Origin of the sequence: Helicobacter felis ATCC 49179 (assembly GCF_000200595.1) — a bacterium.
In the GTDB taxonomy this organism is placed as follows: Bacteria; Campylobacterota; Campylobacteria; order Campylobacterales; family Helicobacteraceae; genus Helicobacter; species Helicobacter felis.
Map to the genome: position 1 here is coordinate 490,638 of NC_014810.2, position 25,663 is coordinate 516,300.

Sequence of the window (25,663 nt, forward strand, 5' to 3'; positions counted from 1 at the left end):
TTAACGCTTATAACAGGGCATGTAGAGGGGCAAACGGCCATAATAGCGGTAATGCTCCGAGCGGGTGAAATCGATGCGCTTAATGGTGCTCTCAATCAAATCTTCATAGAGGCGGTTATAGCCACAAGTGTTTCCACTCACGCTTCCATCAATGTAAAGCACGCGTTTATTGAGCACATTATCCCACCAATCCAAGATAAAATGCGACCCTACCAGCATTTTAGAATAGACAGAATACCCATTCACAGCGTAAAAATCTGTAGGGACTTTTGAGCAGTAAAACTGCCCCCCATGCCAGTAACAGCGATTGCTTCTAGCGTGATCGATGAGGGTGTAATTGTAGGTATAAACGGGCAGGGCTGAGATATTGCGCACCACATGCACATAGATCACATTTTTAGCTTGGGATAGGGGGAAGTCTTGGGCTTTAAAGACATTGTAGAAGCCTAGTTGTTGCAATTCGTAGACGATAAAGGAAAGATAATAGGAGCTTACCATGTCCTCTTTGTCATGCACCACAACAATGGGCGAATTATAATTGAAAGCATAATCTCCGCGCACCTCAGAGAAATAGCCCATGTTAAGGCGGTGGCAACCGGTGAATAAAAACATGGCGAGCACCGACACAGCTAAAAAATGATAGATTCGCATAAATATCCTCACACTCCCATTTTACTACAAAGTTTGCAAAGTTTGCGCATTATAGCCATTCTTGCAGAGTTTGCAAGTCAGCATAACTGGTTAGATTTAGAGTGATGGGGGTGATGGAGACAAACCCTTGAGCGATCGCCTCAAAATCGCTTAGATCTCCCTCTCTATCCTCCCATTTTAAAGGATTAAGCCCCAACCAACAATACTGCTTGCCTTTAGGGTCTGTTTTGAGGTGGACATTGTTAGTATAAAGTCGTCTGCCCTTTTGGGTGATTTTGATACCTCTATGGGCACCTTGAGGAATATTGACATTGAGAAATTTGCGGGCATTGAGACTAAAAGGGAAACCTTTTTGTAAAAAACGCTGCACTAATTCTAGGGCGACTTGGGTCGCATGCGTGAAATCGTGCCGGGCAAATTTAGAGCGATCTTGAATGCTTTGAGAGAGGGCAATGGAGGGGATTTTATGCAGAGTGCCCTCAATCGCACCTGCTACCGTGCCTGAGTAAAGCACATCTTCACCCATGTTAGAACCATGATTAATGCCTGAGATGATCAGATCAAAAGGGCGTTGGCTCATGGAGATTGCCAAACACACACAATCGCTAGGTGTGCCATCATCCACGCGGAAATAATCCTGCCCAATCTCTTCAATACGCAAAGGCAAACTAATGGTAATTCCATGCCCGCACGCCGATCGCTCGTTCTTGGGAGCGACCACCATAACATCAGCCACAGCACTTAGTGCCTCTCTGAGAGCTAAAAGTCCTCTAGCCTCATAACCATCATCATTGGTCAGCAAAATATGAGGTTTCATGCCAATTCCTTAAGCAAAATCTGTAGATAGAAAGCTAGAGCAGTGGGGAACGCCTGCAAGGCCTCTAATAATTCCCCTCTGAGATTTTGCAAGTAATCTTGAGCTTTTTGAAGCCCCAAAAGATTGACATAGTTATTCTTAAAGGTGTCTAGTTGAGTGCTTTTGCCCGATTCTTCAGGGCTTTGGGTGCGATCGATGATGTCATCGCGCACTTGAAAAAATAACCCTAGTTTTAGCCCAAAAGTAAAGAGAGAATGACTTATATCTGTCTCCAAAGAATCGCAGACAATAAGCGCGCCCATTTTTAGACTCGCCGCGATGAGTTTAGCGGTCTTTAGGGTGTGTAGGGTTTCTAGCTGTTGCAGATTAAGGGTTTGGTGCTCAAAATGACAATCTAAAGCCTGCCCTAAAACCATCCCTCCAATCCCGCCACATTGGGCTAGAGTGGTGATTAAAGAAATTTTGAGACGATCGGGTAGGGAGTTAGTCGCCAACAACTCAAAAGCATAAGTGTTGAGTCCATCGCCCACTAAGGTTGCGGTGGTTTCATCATAGCTTTTATGCAAGGTAGGGTGGTAGCGCCGTGTGTCGGCGTTGTCCATACAAGGCAGGTCGTCATGGATGAGCGAATAGGTGTGCAGCACTTCTAAAGCGAGAGCTATAGGAAAACACGCATGGATAGTCTCTATCTTCTCTTCAAAGGCGCAGAGCACCGCCAAAAAGAGTTTAGGTCTAAAGCGTTTGCCTCCATTTTCTAGCATTTCCCAAAAGGCTTTTTCAAAAAAAGGATGGAAGGTGTCTAATCTTGGTTTAGCTTTGTGGAGATACTCTTCAAAAGCTTCACAAACATGAGTATAAAAACTTAAGGAGACTTTAGAGACGGACATAAATTTCAAGTCCTTTTCTTAAGATCAACATCTCAATATATCCTTGCATAGAGGCCGCACTCAAGGCTCTTTGCAAGGCGCGGTGCGGGGGAAGCCAGTTGACCAATACCGGCCTTTTGTTGATCCATTTGATGCGATCCCCGACTCTAAGCACATTGAGAGGATAGCGAAGATGGCGCGCCTGTGTGATAGTGAGCTTGTCATCTAGGACAATTCCAAAACGCTCTAAGAAGGTATCTGGCAGTAAAAAGCCTCCATAACGGCGGCCTACTTTGACCTTAAACTCTTTGAGTGTATCGCCTCGTCTGATGCTTATATGTGCAAGACTTCCATAGGTCAAGTTGCTCACCACCCACTCAAAGGCATTGGGGTTGGCGATGTGTTCTCCATTGATACTTATGATCACATCCCGCTCCACAAAGGGGTTGTTCGCAAAAAAAGGATCGATGCGCTCCACAACCATCCCCTCCCCCACACGCACCCCAATATCCCCATAATAAGGTGTCTTTTGCGCCAAAAAGCGTTTGAGATACTTGGTTTCTATAAAAGAGTGGCCACCCACCCCTATGCCATAAATTTGATAGCAGATATTACTCACCACCGCATTAGTGGGCACGGGTGCAGAGAATTTAGCAAAGTCTAAAAAACCTTTTTGTCTTTCTAAAATTTTGCCTAGAAGCGCGTCTTGTTTGACACTTGCCAAAGGATACCTATAGGCCCTAGAGTCCATATCTAAGAGGTGGTAAGCAAATCGAGTTTTGGGCGCGTTGATGAGGTAAAAACCCATAAAAGGATCGGCTTTGAGAATTTTTACCCCTTTAGGAGGTGTAAGAGATCGCAAAAATGCGACCTGGTGTTTTTGCCACTCTAGTGAGAGGCTGTCCCCTCGAGTGGCCAAGTGATGGTAACGCACGCATTGTGAAAAATTATAAGCCCCCAAGGGCATAAGAAACACAAAGGCAAGAGAAAGATTTTTGAGCGTCAAAATCTATTTGCCACCAAAAGGATTAAAACCACCGAGCATGCCAAAGGCCGAGTTTTTGCGCGCCTCCTCCACCTGCTTGTAGGCTTCGTTTAACGCACTCATTAAATAAATCTGCAAAGCTTCTTTATCCTCCAAAAGACTATCATCAATCTGAATATCTAACACTTCCCCCGCGCCATTGAGCTTAACTTTGACAAGTCCGCCTCCACTCTTGGTGTTAAACTCTGTATCTTTATTTTTTTCTTCCATATCTTTTAGCTGATCTTGAAGTTGGGATAAAAGCCCACCTAATTGACTAAAATCTAACATGAATCAATCCTCTTTTTGCAAGATAGTGTTGTTATTGTCTAACAAAACGACATGGGGTTTGTGCGCAGAAACATGATCGAGGGGAATTTGTGCATAAGCAAGGATAATCACCTGATCGCCAATTTGCACCTTGCGGCTAGCCGCACCATTCACGCAAATTTCATTGTCTGTGCCCATAATGGCATAGGTGCTGAAACGCTCCCCATTATTAATATTAACCACATCTACTTGCATCCATTCTTGGAGTTTAGCCGCTTGCATCAGGTGCTTGCCAATGGTGATAGAGCCCTGATAGTGTAAATTTGCATCTGTTACCACTGCGCGGTGGATTTTAGTATAAAGAACAGAAACGGAAAGCATCGAATTCCTTAGGTATCTCGAATTTTTTTATGACTCTTCTGCTTGGAGGTAAGGCAGATCTCTTGTTTTTTCATAGAAACTCGTATGCCTCCTCCCTCTTTGAGACCTCCAAAGAGAATTGCATCACTGAGTTTAACTTTGATATGATCGTGCACTAACTTTTGCATCACCCGCGCTCCTAAAGGGTCTTTGAGGCAAAGAGAGGCTAGATGTGTGGCCACGCTTTTATCTAGGGTGAGAGTAATATTTTTAGGAGCTAGAAGGGTTTCTAGCTTGTGGAACTCTTTGCGTGCGATGCGCTCCAAATGCTCTAAAGTCAAGGGGTTAAAGGTCAAAATCGCATCTAAGCGGGATCGTAACTCAGTGCTTAATAAATCTTTTAAAGCCCGACTATATTTATGACTACGATCCTCTAAAAATCCTAGAGACCCCAACGCATCGCTACCGGCATTGGAAGTTAGAATCAAAATTGCGTGTTTAAAATCCCCCTTGCGCCCGCTATTGTCCGTAAGCGTAGCGTTGTCTGTGATCTGCAAGAGTAAATCGTAAATGTTTGGATGGGCTTTTTCGATCTCATCGAGTAGTAGCACACAATGAGGGTGTTTGCGAATCGCATTGACTAAAAGTCCGCCTTGATCAAAGCCCACATAGCCAGAGGGCGCGCCAATGAGTTTGGAAATACTATGGGCTTCTTTGTATTCGCTCATGTCAAAGCGTTCTAGGTGCAAGTGCATGTGCTTGGCTAGGGCTTTGGCTAATTCTGTCTTGCCCACCCCACTAGGTCCTACAAATAAAAAACTCGCAATAGGTTTTTGCTCTCCAACTAAGCCGGAGGCGTGGATTTTGATGGCTTTTACGAGGTGTTCAATGGCGCCATCTTGCGCAACAACCTCTTTTTTAAGTTGCTCTTCCAAATTTTTAAGATGATTTTTGTGTTCAAGACTGATATGAGATTTAGGGATGGCGATTTTAGAAGAGAGGGCGTTTTCTATATCCTCTTTGGAAATCAAAGGTGCTTTGGTGCTTGGGGCGTAAATTTTTTTAAATGAACCGGCCATGTCCATCAAATCAATGGCTTTATCTGGGAGAAAATTTTCATGCAAATAATGCATTGAAAGATCTACGCAAGCCTTGAGCGCCTCCTTGCTATAACGCACATGGTGATGCCGTTCGTAATAGCTTGAGAGGTTGTCTAAAATGCCGTAACAATCCTGCTTGGAGGGTTCTAAAATATCAATTTTACTAAAACGCCGGCAAAAGGCTTTGTCTTTTTCCAAAACAGAACGAAACTCTTCAAAAGTGGTCGCGCCAATACAGCTCAAAGACCCATCAGCAAGCATGGGTTTTAAAATATTTGCCCCATCTAATGCGCCAGCACTAGAGGCTCCCGCTCCTAATATGGTATGGATTTCATCAATGAATAGAATACTTCCCTTATCCCGTTGCAATTCTCTTAGCGTCTTTTTAAGCCGTTTTTCAAATTCGCCTCTATACTTGCTCCCAGCGACCATCGCGCTTAAATCCAAAGCATAAATTGTGCGCTCTAGCAAGAAAGAGGGCACCTCTTTTTGGACAATCTTGAGGGCAAGTCCTTCGGCAATCGCCGTTTTGCCAACTCCCGGCTCACCCACCAGTAGGGGGTTATTTTTCTTGCGCCGTCCCAAAATTTCAATCACCCTAGCAATTTCTTTATCTCTATGAGAAACCGGATCGATACGCGCTTCTTGCGCTAATGCATTAAGATTTTTAGCAAACTTCTGCAAGGCTGAGATTTTTTCTTTGGAAAAAGAAAGGGGGGGATGTTCTAAGATGCGCACTTCATCAATTTGAAAAGAAGTCAAAACTTTGGCACTGTAGCTTCTATTTTCCTGCAACAAAACGAGCAAGAAATCTTGGACATCCATGACACGATAATGTGACTCTTTGGCATAATCATCTAGCGCGCAGAGGAGATCAAAAAGTTCCTTATTTTGCTTGGGCCGTTTGCGATTCTCTGTGTCTACAGAAGAGGGCACATGCTCGAGTAGGTAGTTTTGTACCATCTGTTTAGCGTCCACAATGTCCATATCAAGCTGTTTTAAGAAGTGTTGCACCTCTTTATCATTGAGCATGACCAAGAAGATGTGCTCGACTGTAACATAGTGGTGCGCTAATTTAGTGGCTAAAGCAGTAGCAGAATTAATAATACGATAAAGCCTTGTAGTGATGGAGGGCATTAGCGACCTTTAAAATTCATTTGGCAACTAAAACAGGAATAGGAGAATTATCAATAAAGCTATTTTGATGAGAACCAAAAATCTTGTAAAAGGCAGAAGATTCGCTTGCACCAATGACCAAGAGATCAAAACCGGGCGCCATTTCCAAGATCACATCTACCGGACTACCCACTTTGAGTAAGCCTTCGCATGCAATACCCTCCTGTTTTAATAGCTCACTAAATTCTTCCAACAATTGATTGGATTGTTCGTGGGCAATGACTTCAGCCTGACTATAGTTCATAATCCCACTCTCTGGGTAAATGAGTACCTCTGGACTCACATGCACAAGTGTTAAATGGACATCTTTAAGCTTTTTAAAGAGTTTGAGGGTTGCCTCTAATCCAGTCCTGCATTCTTGTGTGTCGCTGATTCCAAAAAGCACCCTTAGCATGCGCCACCTTTACATAGTTGTTAAAGCCATTATAAGAGAAATAAGCTTAAGCTTTTGCGTTAGAAATGTATAAAGGATTTCTTGAATGTATGCCCCTATCTTTGTGAGCGCAACCAATACGGGCGTGGGCAAAACCACCTTGTCTTTAGAAATTGCTAGGTTGTGTAAGGCGCGTGGAATCAAAACTCTCTTAGCTAAACCCATTGAAACCGGTGTCAATTCAGAAGAGGAGAGCGATGCAGAGTTATTTCTACAAGAAAACTTACAAACAGAGGCGCATTTAAGCTTAGAAGACATTAGTTTTTGTCGCTATGTTTTAGGAGCTAGTCCCTTTGTGGCGACTCGTTTTGAACCCCACATTGTGATAGATTTTAAGGAAATTAAAAGAAAACTTGACATGCTACAGGAGCGTTGCAATCTGCTCATTGTAGAGGGTGTGGGAGGGTTGTTGGCCCCCTTAGATGCCAAAAATAAGATCATCGATCTTTGCCTATTTCTTAAGGCAAGACTTTTGATTGTCAATACCGATCATCTAGGCATGCTCAACAATCTCCTTTTAAATCAAGAATATCTCAATGCCCATAAAATTTCTCACCACATGCTCATCAATGTGCGCGATAGACGCGCCTACACTCAGATCTGCAAACCCTACATTGAGCACCTCAACACGACCTTAAAAACCCCTATTTTGGAGTTCCCCGAGCAAAGCGCGCGTCTCTTAGATGCGATATTGGTCCCTTGTTGAGAATCTGGTGTTATAATGTGCGCTCAATTTAATTTGAAGGAGATGTCATGTTTACTTTACGCCAACTGCCCTATAGCAAGGATAGCATGGGGGATTTTTTAAGCCCTACCGCTTTTGAGTTCCACCATGGCAAACACCACCAAACCTATGTCAATAATCTCAACAACTTGATCCAAGATAGCGAGTTTAAAGATAGTTGCTTATTTAGCATTTTGACCAAGTCCAAAGGGGGGATTTTTAACAACGCTGCTCAGATTTACAACCACGATTTTTATTGGGATTGCTTGAGTCCTAAAGAAACCCCTATGAGCGAGGAGCTTAAAACAGCTTTGATCGCCGATTATGGCTCGCTAGAAGACTTTAAAGAAGCCTTTATTAAAAGCGCGACCACTCTTTTTGGCTCAGGTTGGAACTGGGCAGTTTATAACCCCCAAACCCAAAAAATCGAGATCGTGCAAACCAGCAATGCCAATACACCAGTAACCGAGCATAAAATCCCCATTTTAGTCGTAGATGTGTGGGAGCATGCCTACTACATCGATCACAAAAACGCCCGTCCCGTGTATTTGGAAAAGTTCTATGCTCATGTGAATTGGGACTTTGTGTCTAAATGCTACGAATGGGCAAAAAAAGAGGGTTTGGGTTCTGTGGATCACTACATTAACGAGCTCGTGCATAAGAAAGCCTAATGGCAGACATTTTAAGTATTGGGGCTAAAAATTTCCACTCCCGTCTGATTGTAGGGAGTGGAAAATATAAAGACTTTGCCACCACCAAGCAGGCGACCCTAGCTAGCGGGGCGGAGATGATCACTGTGGCGGTGCGCCGGGTGAATATCACCGACCCCAATAGCGAAAATTTATTAGACACCTTTAAAGATACGGGTATTAGTTTTTTGCCCAACTCCGCGGGGTGTCGCACCGCTCAAGAGGCGATCGCCCTTTTTAGGCTTGTCAGGGAAGCTACCGGGATTGATTTTATCAAGCTAGAAATTATCGGGGATGATCGAACACTCTATCCGGATGTGCTTGAAACTCTGCAAGCCTGTGAGGTCTTGGCTAAAGAGGGTTTTTGTGTGCTCGCTTATAGCAATGACGATCCGATTATGGCTAAAAAGCTAGAAGATGCCGGAGCGAGCGCGGTGATGCCTCTAGCCTCCCCCATTGGGAGCGGGCTGGGGATTCAAAACCGCTACAACATTGGCTTTATTAAGGAGGCTGTAAAAGTGCCCGTGATTGTGGATGCGGGCGTGGGCTGTGCCTCCGATGCCAGCATTGCAATGGAGCTAGGCGCAGATGGGGTTTTGACCAACACGGCGATCGCTTTGGCTAGCGATCCGGTGGTGATGGCAGAGAGCATGAAATTTGCCGTATTAGCTGGGCGCAAAAGTTACCTAGCCGGGCGCATTCCTAAAAAAGCCTATGCTAGTCCTAGCTCTCCGGTCTTTGGACTAGCCCAACTTTGAAAGATACCCTCTTTTGTGCGCCCCTGCCAAAACGCTTTGAGTTTGACAGCCAAGTGGCGGGCATGTTTGATGACATGCTGGAGCGCTCCATCCCCCACTACCAAGAAACCCTCAAATTAGCGAGCCACTTTGTCGCCCAAGATTTGGAGGGCGTGGTGTATGATTTGGGCTGTTCTACGGGCAATTTTTTAGCCACTCTAGCCCCTATGCTCCCCCAAGACACCCTCTTAGTGGGCGTAGATAACGCCCCAAGCATGCTAGAAAAAGCACAAGAAAAGCTACAGGACTCTCATGTAACTTGGCGCTGTGAAGACCTTTTACACACCTCTTTAGACAATGCCGGAGCTGTCAGCCTGCTCTACACCTTGCAATTTATCCGCCCCCTGCAACGCCAAACCTTGATAGGGCGTATTTTCCAAGCCCTAAAGCCCGGGGGGGTTTTGGTAGTGGCAGAGAAAATGATGAGCTTGGATCGCATTTTAGATAAACAAATGATCGAGCTTTACTATCTTTACAAACAAGCACAGGGCTATAGCCTCAATGAGATTAGCTTCAAGCGCGAAGCTTTAGAAAATGTGCTCGTGCCCTATAGTTTGCAGGAAAACACCGCTCTTTTGGAGCAAGCGGGTTTTAAACATGTAGAGGTGCTGTTTAAATGGGTGAATTTTGGGCTCTTAATCGCGCGCAAGACCTAAAGAGAAAAAAGATGACGCGCATTGCTAAAAACATCCTTAAAATAGCTCTTATTAGTCTATGTTGTGTGGGAAGTGTTGTTGCCCATGAAAACCCAACAAAAGCCCAACAAATTAAACAATACCTCTCTGTAGCTCAAAAGGCTTACCATCGCAAAAATTATGACAAGGCTTTCACATACTTTCAAAAAGCGGCAGATTTAGGAAGCGTTAAGGGCTATGTCGGTTTGGGGGATCTATATAGCGACTATGATAGTGGTTTTAGTGATTATGCGCAGGTGTTGTTCTATTACAAAAAGGCGGGAGATTTGGGGAATGCGGAGGCTTATTTTAATCTAGGCTATCTGTATAATGTGGGTGGCGATTGCGATAGATTCGGGTGCGCTGTGAAGCCAGATAATAAAAAAGCCCTGCAATACTTCAAAAAAGCAGGCGACATGGGATATGCAGCAGGCTATCTCGATGCGGGGTTGATGTATGAGGGTGATGAAGGCATCCCAAAAGATTACGCTAAAGCCATGCAATACTACCAAAAGGCAGCAGATATGGGGGAGGTTGCAGCTTACAGTAATTTGGGGATTATGTATGCACATGGTAAAGGTGTCAAGCGCGACATAGAAAAAGCGCGCCAATACTACCAAAAGGCTTGCAATATGGGTTTTGACACTTCTTGTTGGCTCCTAAAGGAGCTAAAACACTAAGGGGTTTTTTGCAAATGCTAAGGTTGCAAAGTCTCTAGCAGATTCAAGCCAAAGCCCTTTAAAGCCGTATATTCAGGGTTATCTTGAGTGGTGATGAGCTTAAAATCTTGGATACCCAAACTCTTTAAAATCAACGCCCCCACCCCAAAACTTTTCATGGTATCTGTCTTAGCTTGGGGGTTAATGCACACTAGATAACCCCCTTGGGTTTGCAATGTCTGCAGGGCTTTTAGAAAGAAGTTATATTGCTCGGGCTGGCTCAAGAGCGCGTAATCGTTCTGCACCACATGGAAACGCACTAAAGGCACGGCAGGGTTGCCAAATTGATAAACATGGTGTTCGCGTTGGAGGTGATCCATAAGTTTAATATAAGTGCAGTGGTAATCCATAAAACACGCCGGCGCGCTGTAGGCAAGATGCACGAGATTTTCCATTTGAAGGCGGTAGCTGACTAAATCCGACACATAGAGAATCTTAAGCCCGTGCTCTTGAGCGAAATCAAGTAAAAACTTATCCCCCCGTTGTGCCATCGAACCATCTTCTTTCATGATCTCACAAATCACGCTCACCGGTTTTAGCCCGGCTAATTTACATAAATCCACGCTTGCCTCTGTGTGTCCTGTGCGCACCAAAACCCCCTCATCTTTAGCCACGAGAGGGAAAATATGCCCGGGGCGCACAAAATCCTGCGCGCTGGTCTTTTCATCACATAGTAATTCAATGGTCAAAGATCGCTCATAAGCCGAAATGCCTGTTTTAGCTTGGCGTGCGTCTATGGAGACCGTGAAAGCTGTCTCATGTTTAGAGTCATTGTGAGGTACCATAGGTTGCAACTCAAAACGATGGGCTAGTTCTTTAGTGAGCGAAACACAGATGAGTCCGCGCGCGTGTTTAGCCATGAAATTGATCTTATCTGGGTTGCTAAATTCCCCCGCCATGACCAAATCCCCCTCATTCTCCCGATCTTCATCATCCATAAGAATAATAAGATGTCCTTGTTGGATGGCTGTAATAGCCTCCTGCACTCTTTCTAAAACGCCTTGCATGATGGTCCCTTTTACATTGATCGTGTCATTGTAGCACAAAATGAAAACAACACTCAGAATTTAAAAAAACCATGTTAGAATACGCCCTTTGCAACAAGGATATTTATGGAAAAAGTCATCGGCGTGATGGGCGCAATGCCTGAGGAGATCGCCCCTTTTTTAGAATTATTTGGCACGCACACGCAGGAAAATATCGGAGGGAATGTGTTTTATACCATTCCTTTTAAGGGCATGCGCATCGTTCTAGCCTATAGCAAGATTGGCAAGGTGCATGCCGCTACCACTGCCAGCACGATGTTATTACGCTATGGAGTGCAACAACTTATCTTTAGCGGAGTGGCTGGGGGGCTTGCCCCTCACTTGCAGATTAACGATCTTTTATTAGCGACCAAACTCTGCCAAGCGGATGTAAATTTGTGCGCCTTTGGGCATCCCATAGGCTTTATTCCTGAGAGTATGGTTTTTGTGGAAAGCAATTCTAAACTAAATGCCCTAGCTCAGAGCGTAGCCCAAGATTTGGGTATAGAGCTTAAAAGCGGGATAGTGGCTACATGCGATCAATTTATCAGCTCCAAAGAACGCAAGGCGGAATTGGTGCGCGATTTTGGGGCGGATGTGGTGGAAATGGAGGGAGCGAGTGTGGGCTTTGTGTGTGCGAATTTTGGTGTGCCTTTCTGTGTCTTGCGCAGTGTGAGCGATAATGCCAATGGAGAAGCCCCGCAGGATTTCGATCGCTTTTTGGCGCAAAGTTCCCAAACCAGCGCGCGCTTTGTCTTCAGCATGCTAGAAAAATTAGCAACCTCTTGACAAGTAGATATAAAAAGTGTTATAATCGAAATTTGTGTTAGTGCTGGCTTAGCTCAATTGGTAGAGCAGCTGCCTTGTAAGCAGCAGGTTGGGGGTTCAAGTCCCTTAGCCAGCTCCATTAGGTGAGATACTCAAGTGGCCAACGAGGGCAGACTGTAAATCTGCTGGCTTTCGCCTTCCGTGGTTCGAATCCACGTCTCACCACCAGCGCGGGAATAGCTCAGTTGGCTAGAGCATCAGCCTTCCAAGCTGAGGGTCGCGGGTTCGAGTCCCGTTTCCCGCTCCAGGGTCGCCCATATAGCTCAGGGGCAGAGCACTTCCTTGGTAAGGAAGAGGTCGGCGGTTCAATTCCGCTTATGGGCTCCAGTAGCTATCCCTAAACAGGTTTTAAAAATTTATATACAGGAGCACAAATGGCAAAAGCAAAGTTTGAAAGAAACAAACCCCATGTCAATGTGGGTACCATTGGGCATGTTGACCATGGTAAAACTACTTTGAGCGCAGCGATTTCTGCCGTACTATCCCTAAAAGGTTTAGCTGAACTCAAAGATTACGACAATATCGACAACGCCCCCGAAGAAAAAGAGAGAGGCATTACCATCGCCACTTCTCACATTGAATACTCTACAGAAAACCGCCACTACGCCCATGTGGACTGCCCCGGACACGCCGACTATGTGAAAAACATGATCACTGGTGCAGCCCAAATGGATGGCGCAATTCTCGTTGTATCTGCGGCTGATGGTCCTATGCCCCAAACCCGTGAACACATTCTATTGGCACGCCAAGTGGGTGTTCCTCATATCGTAGTGTTCTTGAACAAACAAGACATGGTGGACGATCAAGAACTTTTAGACCTCGTAGAAATGGAAGTGCGCGAACTTTTGAGTGCTTATGACTTCCCCGGAGACGACACCCCTATCATCGCTGGATCTGCACTTAAGGCCTTAGAAGAAGCCAAAACTGGCAATATTGGCGAATGGGGTCAAAAAGTGTTGGATTTGATGGCACAAGTAGATGGTTATGTGCCCACCCCTGAGCGCGACACTGAAAAAGCCTTTTTGATGCCTGTAGAAGATGTGTTCTCTATTGCAGGTCGTGGCACCGTTGTAACTGGTAGGATTGAACGCGGTGTGGTCAAAATTGGCGATGAAGTGGAAATTGTGGGCATTAAAGACACCCAAAAAACCACCGTTACCGGCGTGGAAATGTTCCGTAAAGAACTTGATAAAGGTGAAGCGGGCGACAATGTGGGCGTATTGCTTCGTGGTACTAAAAAAGAAGATGTCTTCCGCGGTATGGTGCTTTGTAAACCCGGCTCCATCACTCCTCATAAGAAATTTGAAGGCGAAGTGTATGTTCTCTCCAAAGAGGAAGGCGGACGACACACTCCTTTCTTTAACGGCTACCGCCCTCAATTCTATGTGCGCACCACCGATGTAACTGGCTCTATTACTCTGCCTGAAGGCACTGAAATGATCATGCCCGGAGATAACACTAAAATCGTGGTGGAACTCATTAGTTCTATTGCGCTAGAAGTGGGCACTAAATTTGCCATCCGTGAAGGGGGTAAAACTGTGGGCGCAGGTGTGGTTACTAAGATCCTCGAGTAGGGGTTGAGCATGAAAATCAAAGTTGGCTTGAAATGTGCGGATTGTGCAGAAATTAATTACAGCACAACCAAAAATGCCAAGACAAATACGGAGAAACTGGAGCTCAAAAAGTTCTGCCCTAGGGAGAATAAGCGCACTACACATAAAGAGGTTAAACTCAAGAGTTAAGGGGGGGTATTGGAGGGGGTGAAGGTCAGTAGCTCCAATGGTAGAGCACCGGTCTCCAAAACCGATTGTTGGGGGTTCGAGTCCCTCCTGGCCTGCCATGAGGATGCGTAAACTTAAAAAAAGTTGGTAGAATGAAAAAGTGGCTATCCTATTATAAACTGACAAAAGAAGAGCTATTAAAGGTAATCTTTCCACTCAAGGAACAGATTCGCAATGCAATCATTTCTGTTCTTGTAGTGGTGAGCATTATCACGCTATTTTTAGCTTTAATCGATCTTGTTTTGTCTTTCTTTGTCGCTAGCATTCTTTAAAAGGAGGTTTTGAATGGGTATGGAATGGTATGCGATTCAAACCTACTCAGGTAGCGAGCAGGCGGTTAAAAAAGCCATTGAGAACATGGTGCATGAAAACAATATCAAAGATCGCGTACAAGAGGTGATTGTACCTACTGAGGATGTGATCGAGCTTTCCAAAAAAAGTAAAAATAAAGTTACAGAACGCAGTCTCTACCCCGGGTATGTGTTTATCAAGGTAGATTTAGACACGGTGCTATGGCATAAGATTCAATCTCTCCCAAGGGTGAGTCGCTTTATTGGGGAGAGCAAAAAACCCACGCCCTTAAGCGATGCAGACATTGGCAATATCCTAGAAAAAATTACTAATCGCGCTGCCCCTAAACCTAAGATCTACTATGAAAAGGGCGAAGTGGTGCGCATCATCGAAGGTCCCTTTGCCAATTTCACCGCTACTGTGGAAGAATACGATGTAGAACACCGCAAGTTGAAACTGAATGTGTCTATTTTTGGGCGCAACACCTTGATTGAGATTCTTTATTCTCAAGTTGAAAAAATCATTTAAGGAGAGTGCATGGCAAAAAAGGTTGTCGGCGAGATTAAATTACAAATTCCTGCAGGAAAAGCAAATCCTTCTCCACCCGTAGGGCCTGCTCTAGGGCAGAGGGGTGTAAATATTATGGAATTTTGTAAAGCGTTTAACGAGAAGACTAAGGACATGGGGAATTTCAATATTCCCGTGATCATCACGGTTTATCAGGACAAAAGCTTTACTTTTATCACCAAAAAGCCTCCTATGACTGACCTTATCAAAAAAGCAAGTGGAGTGGAGAAGGGTGCGGACAATCCCCTAAAAAACAAAGTGGGTAAGTTGAGCATGCAACAAGTCGAAGAGATTGCCAAAAATAAGCTAGAGGATCTCAACACCACAGATTTAGAAGCGGCAAAACGCATTGTGATGGGCAGTGCTAAGAGCATGGGCATTGAAGTAGAAGGATAGAGATGGCAAAGGTAGCAAAGCGTTTAGAGAAATTAGCTAGTAAATTTGAGAAAGAGAAAGTTTATAGCCTAGATGAGGGCGTTGGCGTGGTCAAATCCTTAGCCTCTGCAAAGTTTGATGAAACCATCGAAATGGCTTTGCGCTTGGGAGTAGATCCAAGACACGCCGATCAAATGGTGCGCGGAGCAGTGGTTTTACCCCATGGCACAGGTAAAAAAGTGCGTGTCGCGGTTTTTGCTAAGGATATTAAGTTAGATGAGGCTAGAGAGGCGGGGGCTGATGTGGTCGGGGGTGAGGACTTGGCCGAAGAAATCAAAAATGGGAATACCAATTTTGACATGGTGATTGCTACCCCAGACATGATGGCAGTTGTGGGAAAAGTAGGGCGTATTTTAGGACCTAAAGGCTTGATGCCCAACCCCAAAACCGGCACGGTTACGATGGATATTAAAAAAGCCGTGAGCAATGCCAAAAGCGGGCAGGTGAATTTCCGTGTGGATAAAAAGGGGAATTTGCATGCTCCTGTGGGCAAGGTGAGTTTTGGAATCGAGCAAATTAAAGAAAATATGCTCGAATTGGTGCGCGCGGTCAATAAACTCAAACCCAGCACCTCTAAGGGGAAATACATCCGCAATAGTGTGGTGTCTTTGACCATGTCTCCGGGCGTGCGGCTCAATGCCCAAGAGTTAATGGATATTAAGTAGTTGATCTTAGACTGAAGAAACAAGGACTAAGGTTTAATCGCCCTTTTGGGGTGCCTTGTGGAAGTCAAGTCGGAAAGGAGGAACCATGAATAAGGAACAAAAACAAGAGTTAGTCGCTACGCTGAAGAGTGCTTTCGCAGACATGGAGGCGTTAGCCGTGTGCGATTACAAGGGTTTGAGCGTGAAACACTTGGAGCAATTACGCCGTGCCGCACGCGCGCAGGGCGTTAGTGTGCAGGTGATCAAAAACACTCTAGCCAGCCTTGCGCTCAAGGAAGCACAATTAGAGTCTTTGGAGCTCAAAGAAACTAATTTATTTGTATGGGGCACAGATCAGATCGCCCTTTCTAAATTAGTGATAGGTTTTGCTAAGGAACATAAGGACCATTTCCGCGTCAAATGTGGCTTGTATGAAAAACAAGCGGTTGATGGCACGCATATCGAAGCGGTCTCTAAGCTTCCCAGCAGAGAAGAACTCATCGGTATGTTGTTGTCAGTTTGGAGCGCGCCGGCGCGTTATTTTGTTACTGGCTTGGACAATCTACGAAAATCAAAAGAAGAAGCATAAAGGATTAGCATGGCAATTAGCAAAGAAGAGCTATTAGATTATATCGGGGGTTTGAGTGTTTTAGAACTCTCTGAATTGGTGAAAGCGTTTGAGGAAAAATTTGGCGTGAGTGCTGCTCCAACAGTTGTAGCTGGAGCAGGCGGGGGCGTAGCAGCTGAGGCGGTGGAAGAAAAAACTGAATTTAGTGTCGTGCTCGCTGAAACTGGGGCTGAGAAGATCAAGGTTATTAAGGTGGTGCGCGAAATCACCGGCTTAGGTCTTAAAGAAGCTAAAGAAGCCACAGAAAAAACTCCTCATGTGCTTAAAGAGGGTGTGAATAAAGAAGAAGCCGAGAGTATTAAGAAAAAACTTGAAGAAGTCGGAGCGAAGGCTGAAATCAAGTAAGTCGTTTTTGGAGGGGGAATGAAGGGGATTTTCATGCGTATTTGCTAAAGCAGACATTTTAGGTAAATGCGTGTGGCTATTTATCTACAATGCCAACTTTACATATTCCAAAAAGGTTTAACATGCAGTATTCAGCCTTGACTCAGCGCTTGCGTGCGGATTTCACTAAAATGGCTCAGGAGTTGGAAGTTCCCAATTTATTGCTTTTGCAGAAAAATAGCTATGAGGCTTTTCTCCACCCTAAAGGGGGGCGTGAAAGTGGGATTGAGCGGGTGTTTAAATCCGTTTTTCCCATCCACGACACCCAAAACCGCATCACTTTGGAATACGATGGGTGCGAGTATGGTAAGAGTAAGTACACAGTGCGTGAGGCGATGGAGAGAGGCATCACTTACTCTGTGCCTCTTAAAATCAAAATCCGTCTTATTTTGTGGGAAAAAGATCCCAAGACAGAGGAGAGACTAGGTCCCAAAGATATTAAGGAACAAAGTATTTTTATCCGTGAAATTCCCTTGATGACCGATCGCACTTCCTTTATCATCAATGGGGTAGAACGCGTGGTGGTTAACCAATTGCACCGCAGTCCCGGTGTGATTTTTAAAGAGGAAAAATCTACTACCAGTGCCAATAAGCTCATTTACACCGGTCAAATTATTCCCGATCGTGGCTCATGGCTCTATTTTGAATACGATGCTAAGGACACTTTACATGTGCGCATCAACAAACGCCGTAAAGTTTCTGCCACCATTCTTTTCCGTGCGTTAGGCTATAGTAAACAGGATATTATCCGTATCTTTTATCCCCTTTTAAAGGTGCGCTGTGTGGGGGAAAAATATTATATCCCCTTTGCAGATATTAATTTGGATCAACATTTTGATTTTGATCTCAAAGATGATAAGGGTAATGTGCTCGTTGTTGCCAACAAAAAACTGAGCAATAAAAAGGCTAGGGATCTTCGAGCAAGCAAGATTGAGTGGGTGGAATATCCTAGTGATGTATTGCGCAACCGCTACTTGGCCGAACCTGTTTTAAATGCACAAGGGGAGGTGTTGTTAGATAGTCTCACTCTACTAGAAACCTCCAAATTAGAAAAAATCCAAGAGGCAGGCATCAGTGAATTTGTGATCGCCAATGACTTGGCCTTAGGGCATGATGTGGCCTTGATTCAATCCTTCTTGGGCGATGCGGACGCATTGCGCTTGCTTAGACAGAGTGAAAAAATCGAGGATGAGAGTGCCTTAGCCGCTATTCGCATTTACAAAGTGATGCGCCCGGGCGATCCTGTAACCCCTGATGTAGCTAAAGCCTATGTGCAACAGCTCTTTTTTGACCCCGAGCGCTACGACTTAACCATGGTGGGGCGCATGAAAATGAATCATAAGCTCCAAGTTAAAGTGCCCGATTATGTAACCGTGCTCACCCACGAGGACATCATCGCCACCATGAAATACCTGATCAAGATTAAGAATGGACAGGGGCAGATTGACGATCGCGATCACTTGGGCAATCGTAGAATCCGTGCGGTGGGCGAACTCTTAGCTAATGAGCTCCATGAAGGCTTGATGAAAATGCAAAAAACCATCAAGGATAAATTGAGCACCATGAACAATGCTTTGGAAAGCTTGATGCCCCATGATTTAGTCAATTCCAAAACGATCACCAGCACGATTTTAGAATTTTTCATGAGCGGACAACTCTCTCAGTTTATGGATCAAACTAACTTACTCTCAGAAGTTACGCACAAACGCCGTATTTCTGCATTGGGTGAAGGGGGTTTGGTTAAGGATCGCGTGGGCTTTGAGGCTAGAGATGTGCACCCCACTCACTACGGGCGCATTTGTCCTATTGAAACCCCTGAGGGGCAAAATATCGGGTTGATCAACACCCTCTCTACCTTTACACGGGTGAATGATTTAGGTTTCATCGAAGCTCCCTATAAAAAAGTGATCAATGGTAAAGTGAGTGAGGAGGTGGTCTATTTAACCGCCATCCAAGAAGAAGGGCAGGTGATCGCTCCTGCTAGCACGCGCATAGACGCACAGGGTTATATTCAAGATGACTTTTTAGAAACCCGCGTGAGTGGGGAAATTGTCATGCGCGAAAAAGACAAGGTTACCTTGATGGATTTAAGCTCGCGCATGCTTGTGGGCGTGGCGGCCTCTCTTATTCCTTTCTTAGAACATGACGATGCTAACCGCGCCTTGATGGGGACCAACATGCAACGCCAAGCCGTGCCCCTCTTAAAAGCAGAAACTCCTATTGTGGGGACCGGCATTGAGAGCATTATTGCGCGCGATTCATGGGGAAGTGTCAAAGCAACGCGCAGTGGGATTGTAGAAAAGGTGGATTCTAAGAACATTTATATTTTAGGTGAGGGCGAGCAAACCTATATTGATGCCTACTTATTACAAAAAAATCTACGCACCAACCAAAACACCTGCTTTAACCAAACTCCCATTGTCAAGGTAGGCGATCGCGTGCAAGCTGGACAAATCATTGCTGATGGCCCTAGCATGGATTCTGGCGAATTGGCTTTAGGGAAAAATATCCGTGTGGCGTTCATGCCTTGGAATGGTTACAACTTTGAAGACGCGATCGTGGTGAGTGAAAAAATCACTAAAGACGATGTTTTTACCTCTGTGCACATCTATGAAAAAGAGGTCGAAGCGCGCGAACTCAAACATGGCATTGAGGAATTTACCGCAGACATTCCTGATGTCAAAGAGGAAGAAGTGGCGCATTTAGACAGCGGAGGGATTGTAAAAATCGGGACTTATGTCAATGCTGGGATGATTCTAGTGGGCAAAGTGTCGCCCAAAGGGGAGATGAAAAGCACGCCCGAAGAGCGTTTATTGCGCGCTATTTTTGGGGACAAGGCTGGGCATGTGGTGAACAAATCGCTTTACTGCCCTCCCTCTTTAGAAGGGGTTGTGATCGGAGTGCATATCCTTACCAAAAAAGGCTATGAAAAGGATGCGCGCGCGGTGAGTGCCTATGAGGAGGAAAAAGCCACGCTAGATATTGAACATTTCGATCGCTTGACCATGCTCAATAGAGAGGAGCTTTTGCAAATTAGCGCGCTCTTTTCTAAAGAGCCCCTAGAGGAGAGCACTACCCTCAATGACATTACTTATCCTAAAGGGAGCAAAATCCCCAAAGATGTCGTGATGGAGATCAACCGCTTTGGTTTAGCCTCTTTGGCCAAAAAATATAGGAAGGCTGTTCAAGATCAATTTGAGCACATTAAGACCAACTTCTTGGAGCAGAAAAAAATCTTAGGCCAAGAGCATGAAGAAAAGCTTTCTATTTTAGAAAAAGATGACATTCTGCCCAATGGAGTGATCAAAAAAGTTAAGATTTACATTGCCACTAAGCGCAAGCTCAAAGTGGGGGATAAAATGGCTGGACGGCACGGCAATAAGGGCATTGTGTCTAATATCGTGCCCATTGCCGACATGCCCTATACTGCCGATGGCGAACCTGTAGACATTGTGCTTAATCCTCTTGGCGTGCCAAGTCGGATGAACATTGGGCAAATCCTAGAGGTGCATTTAGGTTTAGTGGGCAAACAATTAGGTGGACAAATTGACGCGTTGCTCAAAAGTCATACTCAAGATATGCTTGCTAAATTGCGCGCCAAAATGCTTGAGATCGCCCATGTGGTCAATATCCAAAACGATAGTCTAGCCAAAATGCTAGAAAATTGCCCGGATGAAACCTTGCTTGCCTATGCGCGGGATTGGAGTTCTGGGGTGAAATTTGCTATCCCTGTTTTTGAAGGCATTAGTGAGGAACAATTCAAACGCCTCTTTGAACTCGCCCAAATTGATCCAGATGGTAAAGTAGAGCTTTATGATGGACGCACAGGTGAAAAGATGAAGGAGCGGGTCAATGTGGGCTACATGTACATGCTCAAACTCCACCACCTTGTAGATGAAAAAGTGCATGCTAGAAGCACAGGACCTTATTCTTTGGTAACCCAGCAACCCGTAGGAGGTAAAGCGCTCTTTGGAGGCCAACGCTTCGGGGAGATGGAGGTTTGGGCTTTAGAATCCTATGGAGCAGCCCATACCCTCAAAGAGATGCTTACCATTAAGTCTGATGATATTAAAGGACGCGAAAACGCCTATAAAGCCGTAGCGCGGGGCGAACATGTGGGCGAGTCTGAAATCCCTGAGACTTTTTATGTGCTCACTAAAGAGCTGCAATCTCTAGGCCTAGAAGTTAGTATTTTTGGGGATGAAGTCGATGAATTTGGCGCGCCCAAGCCCATTGCCATCAAAGAAGACGAACGCCCCAAAGATTTTAGCTCTTTCCAACTCACCTTAGCTAGTCCGGATAAAATCAGGGAGTGGAGTTATGGGGAGGTCAAAAAGCCTGAAACCATCAATTATCGCACCCTCAAGCCCGAGCGGGATGGGTTGTTTTGTATGAAAATCTTTGGACCTACCAAAGATTATGAGTGCTTGTGTGGGAAGTATAAAAAGCCTCGCTATAAGACCATTGGAAGCTGTGAAAAATGTGGCGTGGCGATCACCAGCTCTAAGGTGCGCTCTTTCCGTATGGGGCATATTGAGCTAGCCACTCCCGTAGCGCACATTTGGTATGTCAATTCACTACCTAGCCGTATTGGCACGCTCTTGGGCATCAAAATGAAAGACCTAGAGCGCGTGCTCTATTATGAGGCTTATATTGTGCAAGAACCCGGAGAGGCTTTCTATGATTTAGAGAACACCAAACCGGTATGCAAATATGACATTCTCAATGAAGAGCAGTTTCAAAGTGTCGCGCGACGTTATGAAGATCATGGTTTTGTAGCCCATATGGGAGGGGAGGTGATTAAAAACCTGCTTGAGGAATTGGATTTGGTGCATCTACTCAATAGCCTCAAAGAAGAAGTCAAGGGCACAAATTCAGATGCCAAGAAAAAGAAGCTCATCAAACGCCTTAAAGTCGTAGAAAGCTTTTTAAATTCCGGCAATCGCCCCGAGTGGATGGTGCTCACTGCTCTGCCAGTCTTGCCTCCGGATCTGCGTCCTCTAGTAGCACTAGATGGGGGTAAATTTGCTGTGAGTGATGTTAATGAATTGTACCGCCGTGTGATCAACCGCAACCAACGCTTGAAACGCCTTATGGAGCTGGGCGCGCCAGAAATTATCGTGCGTAATGAAAAGCGTATGTTGCAAGAAAGCGTGGACGCGCTCTTTGATAACGGGCGCAATGCTAATGCAGTTAAAGGTGCGAACAAACGCCCTCTTAAATCCCTCTCAGAAATCATTAAGGGGAAACAAGGGCGTTTCCGCCAAAACTTACTAGGTAAGCGCGTGGATTTCTCAGGGCGTAGCGTCATCGTGGTAGGTCCCAATTTACAAATGGATCAATGTGGTTTGCCCAAAAACATGGCACTAGAACTCTTTAAACCACATTTGCTCTCCAAATTGGAAGAAAAGGGCTTTGCAACCACCCTCAAACAAGCTAAACGCATGATCGAGCAGAAAACCAATGAGGTTTGGGAGTGCTTAGAGGAAATTGTAGATGGCTACCCTGTCTTGCTCAACCGCGCGCCCACTCTGCACAAACAATCCATTCAAGCTTTCCACCCTAAACTCATTGATGGCAAGGCGATCCAGTTGCACCCGTTGGTGTGTTCTGCCTTTAATGCGGACTTTGATGGCGACCAAATGGCCGTGCATGTGCCCTTAAGCCAAGAGGCGATCACAGAATGTAAGGTCTTGATGCTCAGTTCCATGAATATTCTCTTACCTGCAAGTGGTAAGGCTGTGGCTGTGCCAAGCCAAGACATGGTGCTTGGGATCTATTATCTCTCCTTAGAAAAAAAGGATGTGTTGGGCGGACACAAAATCTTTTCTGGCGTGGCGGAGGTCTTAGTAGCCATTGATGCCAAAGAATTGGATTTACATGCTAAAGTGCGGGTTTTGCAAGACCGCCATATTCTTGAAACCACGGCAGGCCGTTTAGTCATTAAATCTATTCTACCTGAGTTTGTTCCACCCCATTTGTGGAATAAGGTGATGAAGAAAAAAGACATAGGCGCTTTGGTAGATTTTGTCTATAAAGAAGGAGGGATCGGCAAAACAGCGCAGTTCTTGGATAATTTGAAAATGCTAGGTTTCCGCTACGCCACTCAAGCGGGAATCTCGATCTCCATAGAGGACATTATTACACCCCACAACAAAGCGCATTTGATAGAAAATGCTAAAGAGCAGGTTAAGGCGATTCAAGGGCAGTCTGAGGGGGGACATTTAAGCGAACAGGAACGCTACAATAAAATCATCGACATTTGGACAGAAGTGAACGATGTGATGGGTAAAGAAATGATGGAGGCTATCGCTAAGGATAAACAAGGCTTTAACTCCATTTATATGATGGCTGATAGTGGCGCGCGTGGTTCGGCAACACAAATCAGACAACTTTCAGCAATGCGTGGATTAATGACCAAACCAGATGGTAGCATTATTGAAACCCCTATTATTTCTAACTTTAAAGAGGGCTTGAATGTGTTGGAGTATTTTAACTCCACGCACGGGGCGCGCAAAGGGCTAGCAGATACCGCGTTAAAAACTGCCACTGCGGGGTATTTGACTCGTAAACTCATCGATGTTGCCCAAAATGTCAAGGTCGTTCAAGAGGATTGTGGCACACATGAAGGCATTGAAATCACGGATATTACTGTGGGGAGCGAGCTCATCGAGCCTTTAGAAGAGCGCATTTTTGGGCGGGTTTTAGTTGAAGACATCATCGATCCCCTCACCAATGAAATTTTGCTCAATACAGATACTCTAATTGATGAGGAAAAGGCTAAGAAAATTGTAGAAGCGGGCATTAAATCTGTAACCATCCGCACCCCTATTACCTGTAAAGCGCATAAAGGCGTGTGCGCTAAGTGCTATGGCTTGAATTTGGGTGAGGGCAAGATGGTCAAACCCGGGGAAGCTGTGGGCGTAGTGGCCGCTCAATCCATCGGCGAGCCCGGAACTCAGCTCACATTGCGCACTTTCCACGTAGGTGGAACCGCATCGCGTAGCCAAGAGGAGCGCGAAATCGTGGCCAATAATGAAGGCTTTGTGCGCTTCTTTAATGTCAAGACTTACAAAAACAAAGAGGGAAAAAATATCATTGCTAATCGCCGTAACGCAGCGATTCTTGTGGTAGAACCCAAGATCAAGGCTCCCTTTGATGGCGAAATCCGCATTGATAACTCTCATGAAGAAGTGGTCTTAAGCGTGCTCAATGGAGCGCAAGAAGCGCGTTTTGTATTGCGCAAAAGCGATGTGGCTAAACCCAATGAGTTAGCTGGGGTGAGCGGTAAAATCGAGGGTAAAATCTACCTCCCCTATGGCAGTGGTCATAAAGTGCACAAGGGGGGCAGTATCGCTGATATTATTAAAGATAGTTGGAATGTGCCCAACCGCATCCCCTACGCCTCAGAGATCACGATTAATGATAACGATCCAATCACTCAGGATATCTACGCTAAAGAAAAAGGCGTGGTGAAATATTACAACCTTGTAGACGATCACTTGGAGCGCTTCAGGGATATTCAAGTGGGGGCAGTGGTTTCTGAAAAAGGGCTTTTTGCGGTGGTAGCTGATGAAAACGATCGCGAGGCGATCCGCCACTATATCGCCCGCGGTTCTGTCATTGAAACAGGTGATAATAGTCCTGTAGAGCCCAAGACATTGCTAGTAAAAGCCAATCAGGAGGCAAAACATCTCATTGCCACTTGGGACCCTTATAGCACGCCCATTATTGCGGATATAAAAGGTAAAGTGTATTTTCAAGATATCGTTCCTGGAGTAAGTGTAACTCAGGTTGAGGATCAAAACACTAATATTAGCACCATGACCGTCAATGACTATATCCCCAATGATCTAAAACCATGTTTGGTGATTGAGGCAGAAACAGGGGAGGAAATCACCTACCCTCTCGAGTCCAAAACTGCTATTATGGTCAATGATGGGGCGCAGGTAGAAGTAGCAGATATTTTGGCTAAAGTGCCCAAAGCTACGGCTAAGTCTAAGGATATTACCGGTGGTTTGCCCCGTGTTTCAGATATTTTTGAGGCGCGCAAAAGTAAGCCTAAAGACACCGCAATTCTCTCTGAAAAAGATGGGATCGTGAGCTTTGGTAAAGCTGTGCGCAATAAAGAGCGGGTGGTGATCGAAGCTAGCGATGGAAGTCGTTCAGAACATTTTGTAGATAAAGGCAAGAAAATTTTGGTCCACCCCAACGAATTTGTGCACGCGGGTGAGGCGATCACAGAGGGGGTGGTGAGCAGTCATGACATCTTGCGCATTAGTGGAGAGAAAGAGTTGCACAAATATATTGTCAGCGAAGTGCAAAAGGTGTATCGCGGTCAGGGAGTGAACATTGCAGACAAGCACATCGAAATCATCGTTTCACAAATGTTGCGCCAAGTGCGTATCTTAGACAGCGGGGATAGTAAGTTTATTGAGGGGGATTTGGTGAGCAAGAAGCACTTTAGGGAAGAAAACCAACGCGTTTTATCTCTCAAAGGAGAGCCCGCCATTGCCGAACCTGTTTTGCTTGGGATCACGCGTGCGGCCATTGGGAGCGATAGCATTATTTCTGCGGCTAGCTTCCAAGAAACCACTAAAGTGCTCACAGAGGCTAGTATCGCTATGAAAAAGGACTTCTTGGAGGACTTGAAAGAAAATGTAGTTTTAGGGCGCATGATTCCTGTGGGCACAGGACTTTATAAGGATAAGCGTATCTGTCTCCAACTCGAAGAAGTAGAGTGAGAAAAAAGAAGGGGGTTGAGGCTTTTTTAGCGCGCT

At 45.2% G+C, this 25,663-nt stretch carries 24 protein-coding genes and 5 tRNA genes; 20 read left to right on the forward strand and 9 right to left on the reverse strand.

Translation table 11 applies throughout. The annotated features are described in order from the left end of the window. From HFELIS_RS02495 to HFELIS_RS02530, 8 genes are read right to left on the reverse strand one after another with little or no spacing between them, the layout of a single operon-like run. The gene (locus HFELIS_RS02495) at positions 1-651 is read right to left on the reverse strand and encodes a hypothetical protein (RefSeq protein WP_013468966.1); all 651 of its coding nucleotides are present in this window, start codon (positions 649-651) and stop codon (positions 1-3) included. Between the two features lie 49 nt (positions 652-700). Then, positions 701-1,468: a 5'/3'-nucleotidase SurE gene (surE, locus tag HFELIS_RS02500; RefSeq protein ID WP_013468967.1), complete on the reverse strand. Its 768-nt coding sequence runs from the start codon at positions 1,466-1,468 to the stop codon at positions 701-703. Then, positions 1,465-2,355, reverse strand: coding sequence for a polyprenyl synthetase family protein (locus HFELIS_RS02505; RefSeq protein ID WP_013468968.1), 891 nt, complete (start codon positions 2,353-2,355; stop codon positions 1,465-1,467). Before HFELIS_RS02505 ends, surE begins: the two co-directional genes overlap by 4 nt. Continuing rightward, positions 2,342-3,301 carry a DUF7488 domain-containing protein gene (locus tag HFELIS_RS02510; protein ID WP_013468969.1) on the reverse strand — a complete coding sequence of 320 codons (960 nt, stop codon included), beginning with the start codon at positions 3,299-3,301 and terminating at the stop codon, positions 2,342-2,344. Before HFELIS_RS02510 ends, HFELIS_RS02505 begins: the two co-directional genes overlap by 14 nt. 42 nt (positions 3,302-3,343) lie before the next feature. After that, positions 3,344-3,649, reverse strand: a complete 306-nt coding sequence (locus tag HFELIS_RS09290) for a YbaB/EbfC family nucleoid-associated protein (RefSeq protein ID WP_013468970.1) — start codon at positions 3,647-3,649, stop codon at positions 3,344-3,346. 3 nt (positions 3,650-3,652) lie between these two features. Beyond that, the gene (gene panD, locus HFELIS_RS09295) at positions 3,653-4,009 is read right to left on the reverse strand and encodes an aspartate 1-decarboxylase (protein WP_013468971.1); all 357 of its coding nucleotides are present in this window, start codon (positions 4,007-4,009) and stop codon (positions 3,653-3,655) included. Positions 4,010-4,017: 8 nt separating this feature from the next. Beyond that, positions 4,018-6,225, reverse strand: a complete 2,208-nt coding sequence (locus HFELIS_RS02525) for an AAA family ATPase (protein ID WP_013468972.1) — start codon at positions 6,223-6,225, stop codon at positions 4,018-4,020. Between the two features lie 16 nt (positions 6,226-6,241). Further along, the gene (locus HFELIS_RS02530) at positions 6,242-6,658 is read right to left on the reverse strand and encodes a universal stress protein (protein ID WP_013468973.1); all 417 of its coding nucleotides are present in this window, start codon (positions 6,656-6,658) and stop codon (positions 6,242-6,244) included. Positions 6,659-6,743: 85 nt separating this feature from the next. Here HFELIS_RS02530 and bioD point away from each other — a divergent pair, with 85 nt between their 5' ends. The 5 genes from bioD to HFELIS_RS08475 are packed head-to-tail and all read left to right on the forward strand — an operon-like array spanning position 6,744 to position 10,261. After that, positions 6,744-7,403, forward strand: coding sequence for a dethiobiotin synthase (bioD, locus tag HFELIS_RS02535; protein WP_013468974.1), 660 nt, complete (start codon positions 6,744-6,746; stop codon positions 7,401-7,403). A 47-nt stretch (positions 7,404-7,450) separates the two neighbouring features. Then, positions 7,451-8,092 (forward strand): superoxide dismutase [Fe], encoded by a 642-nt coding sequence (gene sodB, locus HFELIS_RS02540; RefSeq protein WP_013468975.1) that lies wholly within the window; start codon positions 7,451-7,453, stop codon positions 8,090-8,092. Continuing rightward, positions 8,092-8,868, forward strand: coding sequence for a thiazole synthase (locus HFELIS_RS02545; RefSeq protein WP_013468976.1), 777 nt, complete (start codon positions 8,092-8,094; stop codon positions 8,866-8,868). The genes sodB and HFELIS_RS02545 overlap by 1 nt, the downstream gene beginning before the upstream one ends. Next, positions 8,865-9,563, forward strand: coding sequence for a carboxy-S-adenosyl-L-methionine synthase CmoA (gene cmoA / locus HFELIS_RS02550; RefSeq protein WP_013468977.1), 699 nt, complete (start codon positions 8,865-8,867; stop codon positions 9,561-9,563). The genes HFELIS_RS02545 and cmoA overlap by 4 nt, the downstream gene beginning before the upstream one ends. Positions 9,564-9,574: 11 nt before the next feature. Beyond that, the gene (locus HFELIS_RS08475; protein WP_148229929.1) at positions 9,575-10,261 is read left to right on the forward strand and encodes a tetratricopeptide repeat protein; all 687 of its coding nucleotides are present in this window, start codon (positions 9,575-9,577) and stop codon (positions 10,259-10,261) included. A 17-nt stretch (positions 10,262-10,278) separates the two neighbouring features. Here HFELIS_RS08475 and HFELIS_RS02560 read toward each other — a convergent pair whose 3' ends face one another. Then, positions 10,279-11,307 (reverse strand): bifunctional 3,4-dihydroxy-2-butanone 4-phosphate synthase/GTP cyclohydrolase II, encoded by a 1,029-nt coding sequence (locus HFELIS_RS02560; RefSeq protein ID WP_013468979.1) that lies wholly within the window; start codon positions 11,305-11,307, stop codon positions 10,279-10,281. Positions 11,308-11,412: 105 nt separating this feature from the next. On the opposite strand from HFELIS_RS02560, the gene HFELIS_RS02565 reads away from it, so the two are divergent. The 15 genes from HFELIS_RS02565 to HFELIS_RS02635 all read left to right on the forward strand — a co-directional run bounded on the left by HFELIS_RS02565 (position 11,413) and on the right by HFELIS_RS02635 (position 25,627). After that, complete coding sequence (locus tag HFELIS_RS02565; protein ID WP_013468980.1) at positions 11,413-12,114, forward strand: 5'-methylthioadenosine/adenosylhomocysteine nucleosidase; 702 nt, start codon at positions 11,413-11,415, stop codon at positions 12,112-12,114. 42 nt (positions 12,115-12,156) lie between these two features. After that, positions 12,157-12,232: transfer RNA gene (locus HFELIS_RS02570), tRNA-Thr, on the forward strand. Positions 12,233-12,235: 3 nt separating this feature from the next. Further along, a tRNA-Tyr gene (locus tag HFELIS_RS02575) sits at positions 12,236-12,321 on the forward strand. 2 nt (positions 12,322-12,323) lie between these two features. Next, positions 12,324-12,400, forward strand: a tRNA-Gly gene (locus tag HFELIS_RS02580). 5 nt (positions 12,401-12,405) lie between these two features. Further along, a tRNA-Thr gene (locus HFELIS_RS02585) sits at positions 12,406-12,480 on the forward strand. Positions 12,481-12,527: 47 nt separating this feature from the next. Next, entirely contained in the window at positions 12,528-13,727 is a 1,200-nt protein-coding gene (tuf, locus tag HFELIS_RS02590; protein ID WP_013468981.1) for an elongation factor Tu, read from the forward strand. A 9-nt stretch (positions 13,728-13,736) separates the two neighbouring features. Then, positions 13,737-13,895, forward strand: coding sequence for a 50S ribosomal protein L33 (gene rpmG, locus HFELIS_RS02595; RefSeq protein WP_013468982.1), 159 nt, complete (start codon positions 13,737-13,739; stop codon positions 13,893-13,895). 22 nt (positions 13,896-13,917) lie between these two features. Continuing rightward, positions 13,918-13,993: transfer RNA gene (locus HFELIS_RS02600), tRNA-Trp, on the forward strand. A gap of 33 nt (positions 13,994-14,026) precedes the next feature. Further along, complete coding sequence (secE, locus tag HFELIS_RS02605) at positions 14,027-14,206, forward strand: preprotein translocase subunit SecE (protein ID WP_013468983.1); 180 nt, start codon at positions 14,027-14,029, stop codon at positions 14,204-14,206. A gap of 19 nt (positions 14,207-14,225) precedes the next feature. Further along, positions 14,226-14,753, forward strand: a complete 528-nt coding sequence (gene nusG, locus HFELIS_RS02610) for a transcription termination/antitermination protein NusG (RefSeq protein ID WP_081458362.1) — start codon at positions 14,226-14,228, stop codon at positions 14,751-14,753. A gap of 9 nt (positions 14,754-14,762) precedes the next feature. Continuing rightward, complete coding sequence (gene rplK, locus HFELIS_RS02615) at positions 14,763-15,188, forward strand: 50S ribosomal protein L11 (protein ID WP_013468985.1); 426 nt, start codon at positions 14,763-14,765, stop codon at positions 15,186-15,188. A gap of 2 nt (positions 15,189-15,190) precedes the next feature. After that, positions 15,191-15,892 carry a 50S ribosomal protein L1 gene (gene rplA, locus HFELIS_RS02620; RefSeq protein ID WP_013468986.1) on the forward strand — a complete coding sequence of 234 codons (702 nt, stop codon included), beginning with the start codon at positions 15,191-15,193 and terminating at the stop codon, positions 15,890-15,892. Between the two features lie 85 nt (positions 15,893-15,977). Beyond that, on the forward strand, positions 15,978-16,460 hold the full coding sequence (gene rplJ, locus HFELIS_RS02625; protein ID WP_013468987.1) for a 50S ribosomal protein L10: 483 nt from the start codon (positions 15,978-15,980) through the stop codon (positions 16,458-16,460). A gap of 9 nt (positions 16,461-16,469) precedes the next feature. Continuing rightward, the gene (gene rplL / locus HFELIS_RS02630; RefSeq protein ID WP_013468988.1) at positions 16,470-16,844 is read left to right on the forward strand and encodes a 50S ribosomal protein L7/L12; all 375 of its coding nucleotides are present in this window, start codon (positions 16,470-16,472) and stop codon (positions 16,842-16,844) included. A gap of 122 nt (positions 16,845-16,966) precedes the next feature. Continuing rightward, positions 16,967-25,627, forward strand: a complete 8,661-nt coding sequence (locus HFELIS_RS02635) for a DNA-directed RNA polymerase subunit beta/beta' (RefSeq protein WP_013468989.1) — start codon at positions 16,967-16,969, stop codon at positions 25,625-25,627. The last annotated feature ends 36 nt before the right edge of the window (positions 25,628-25,663 follow it).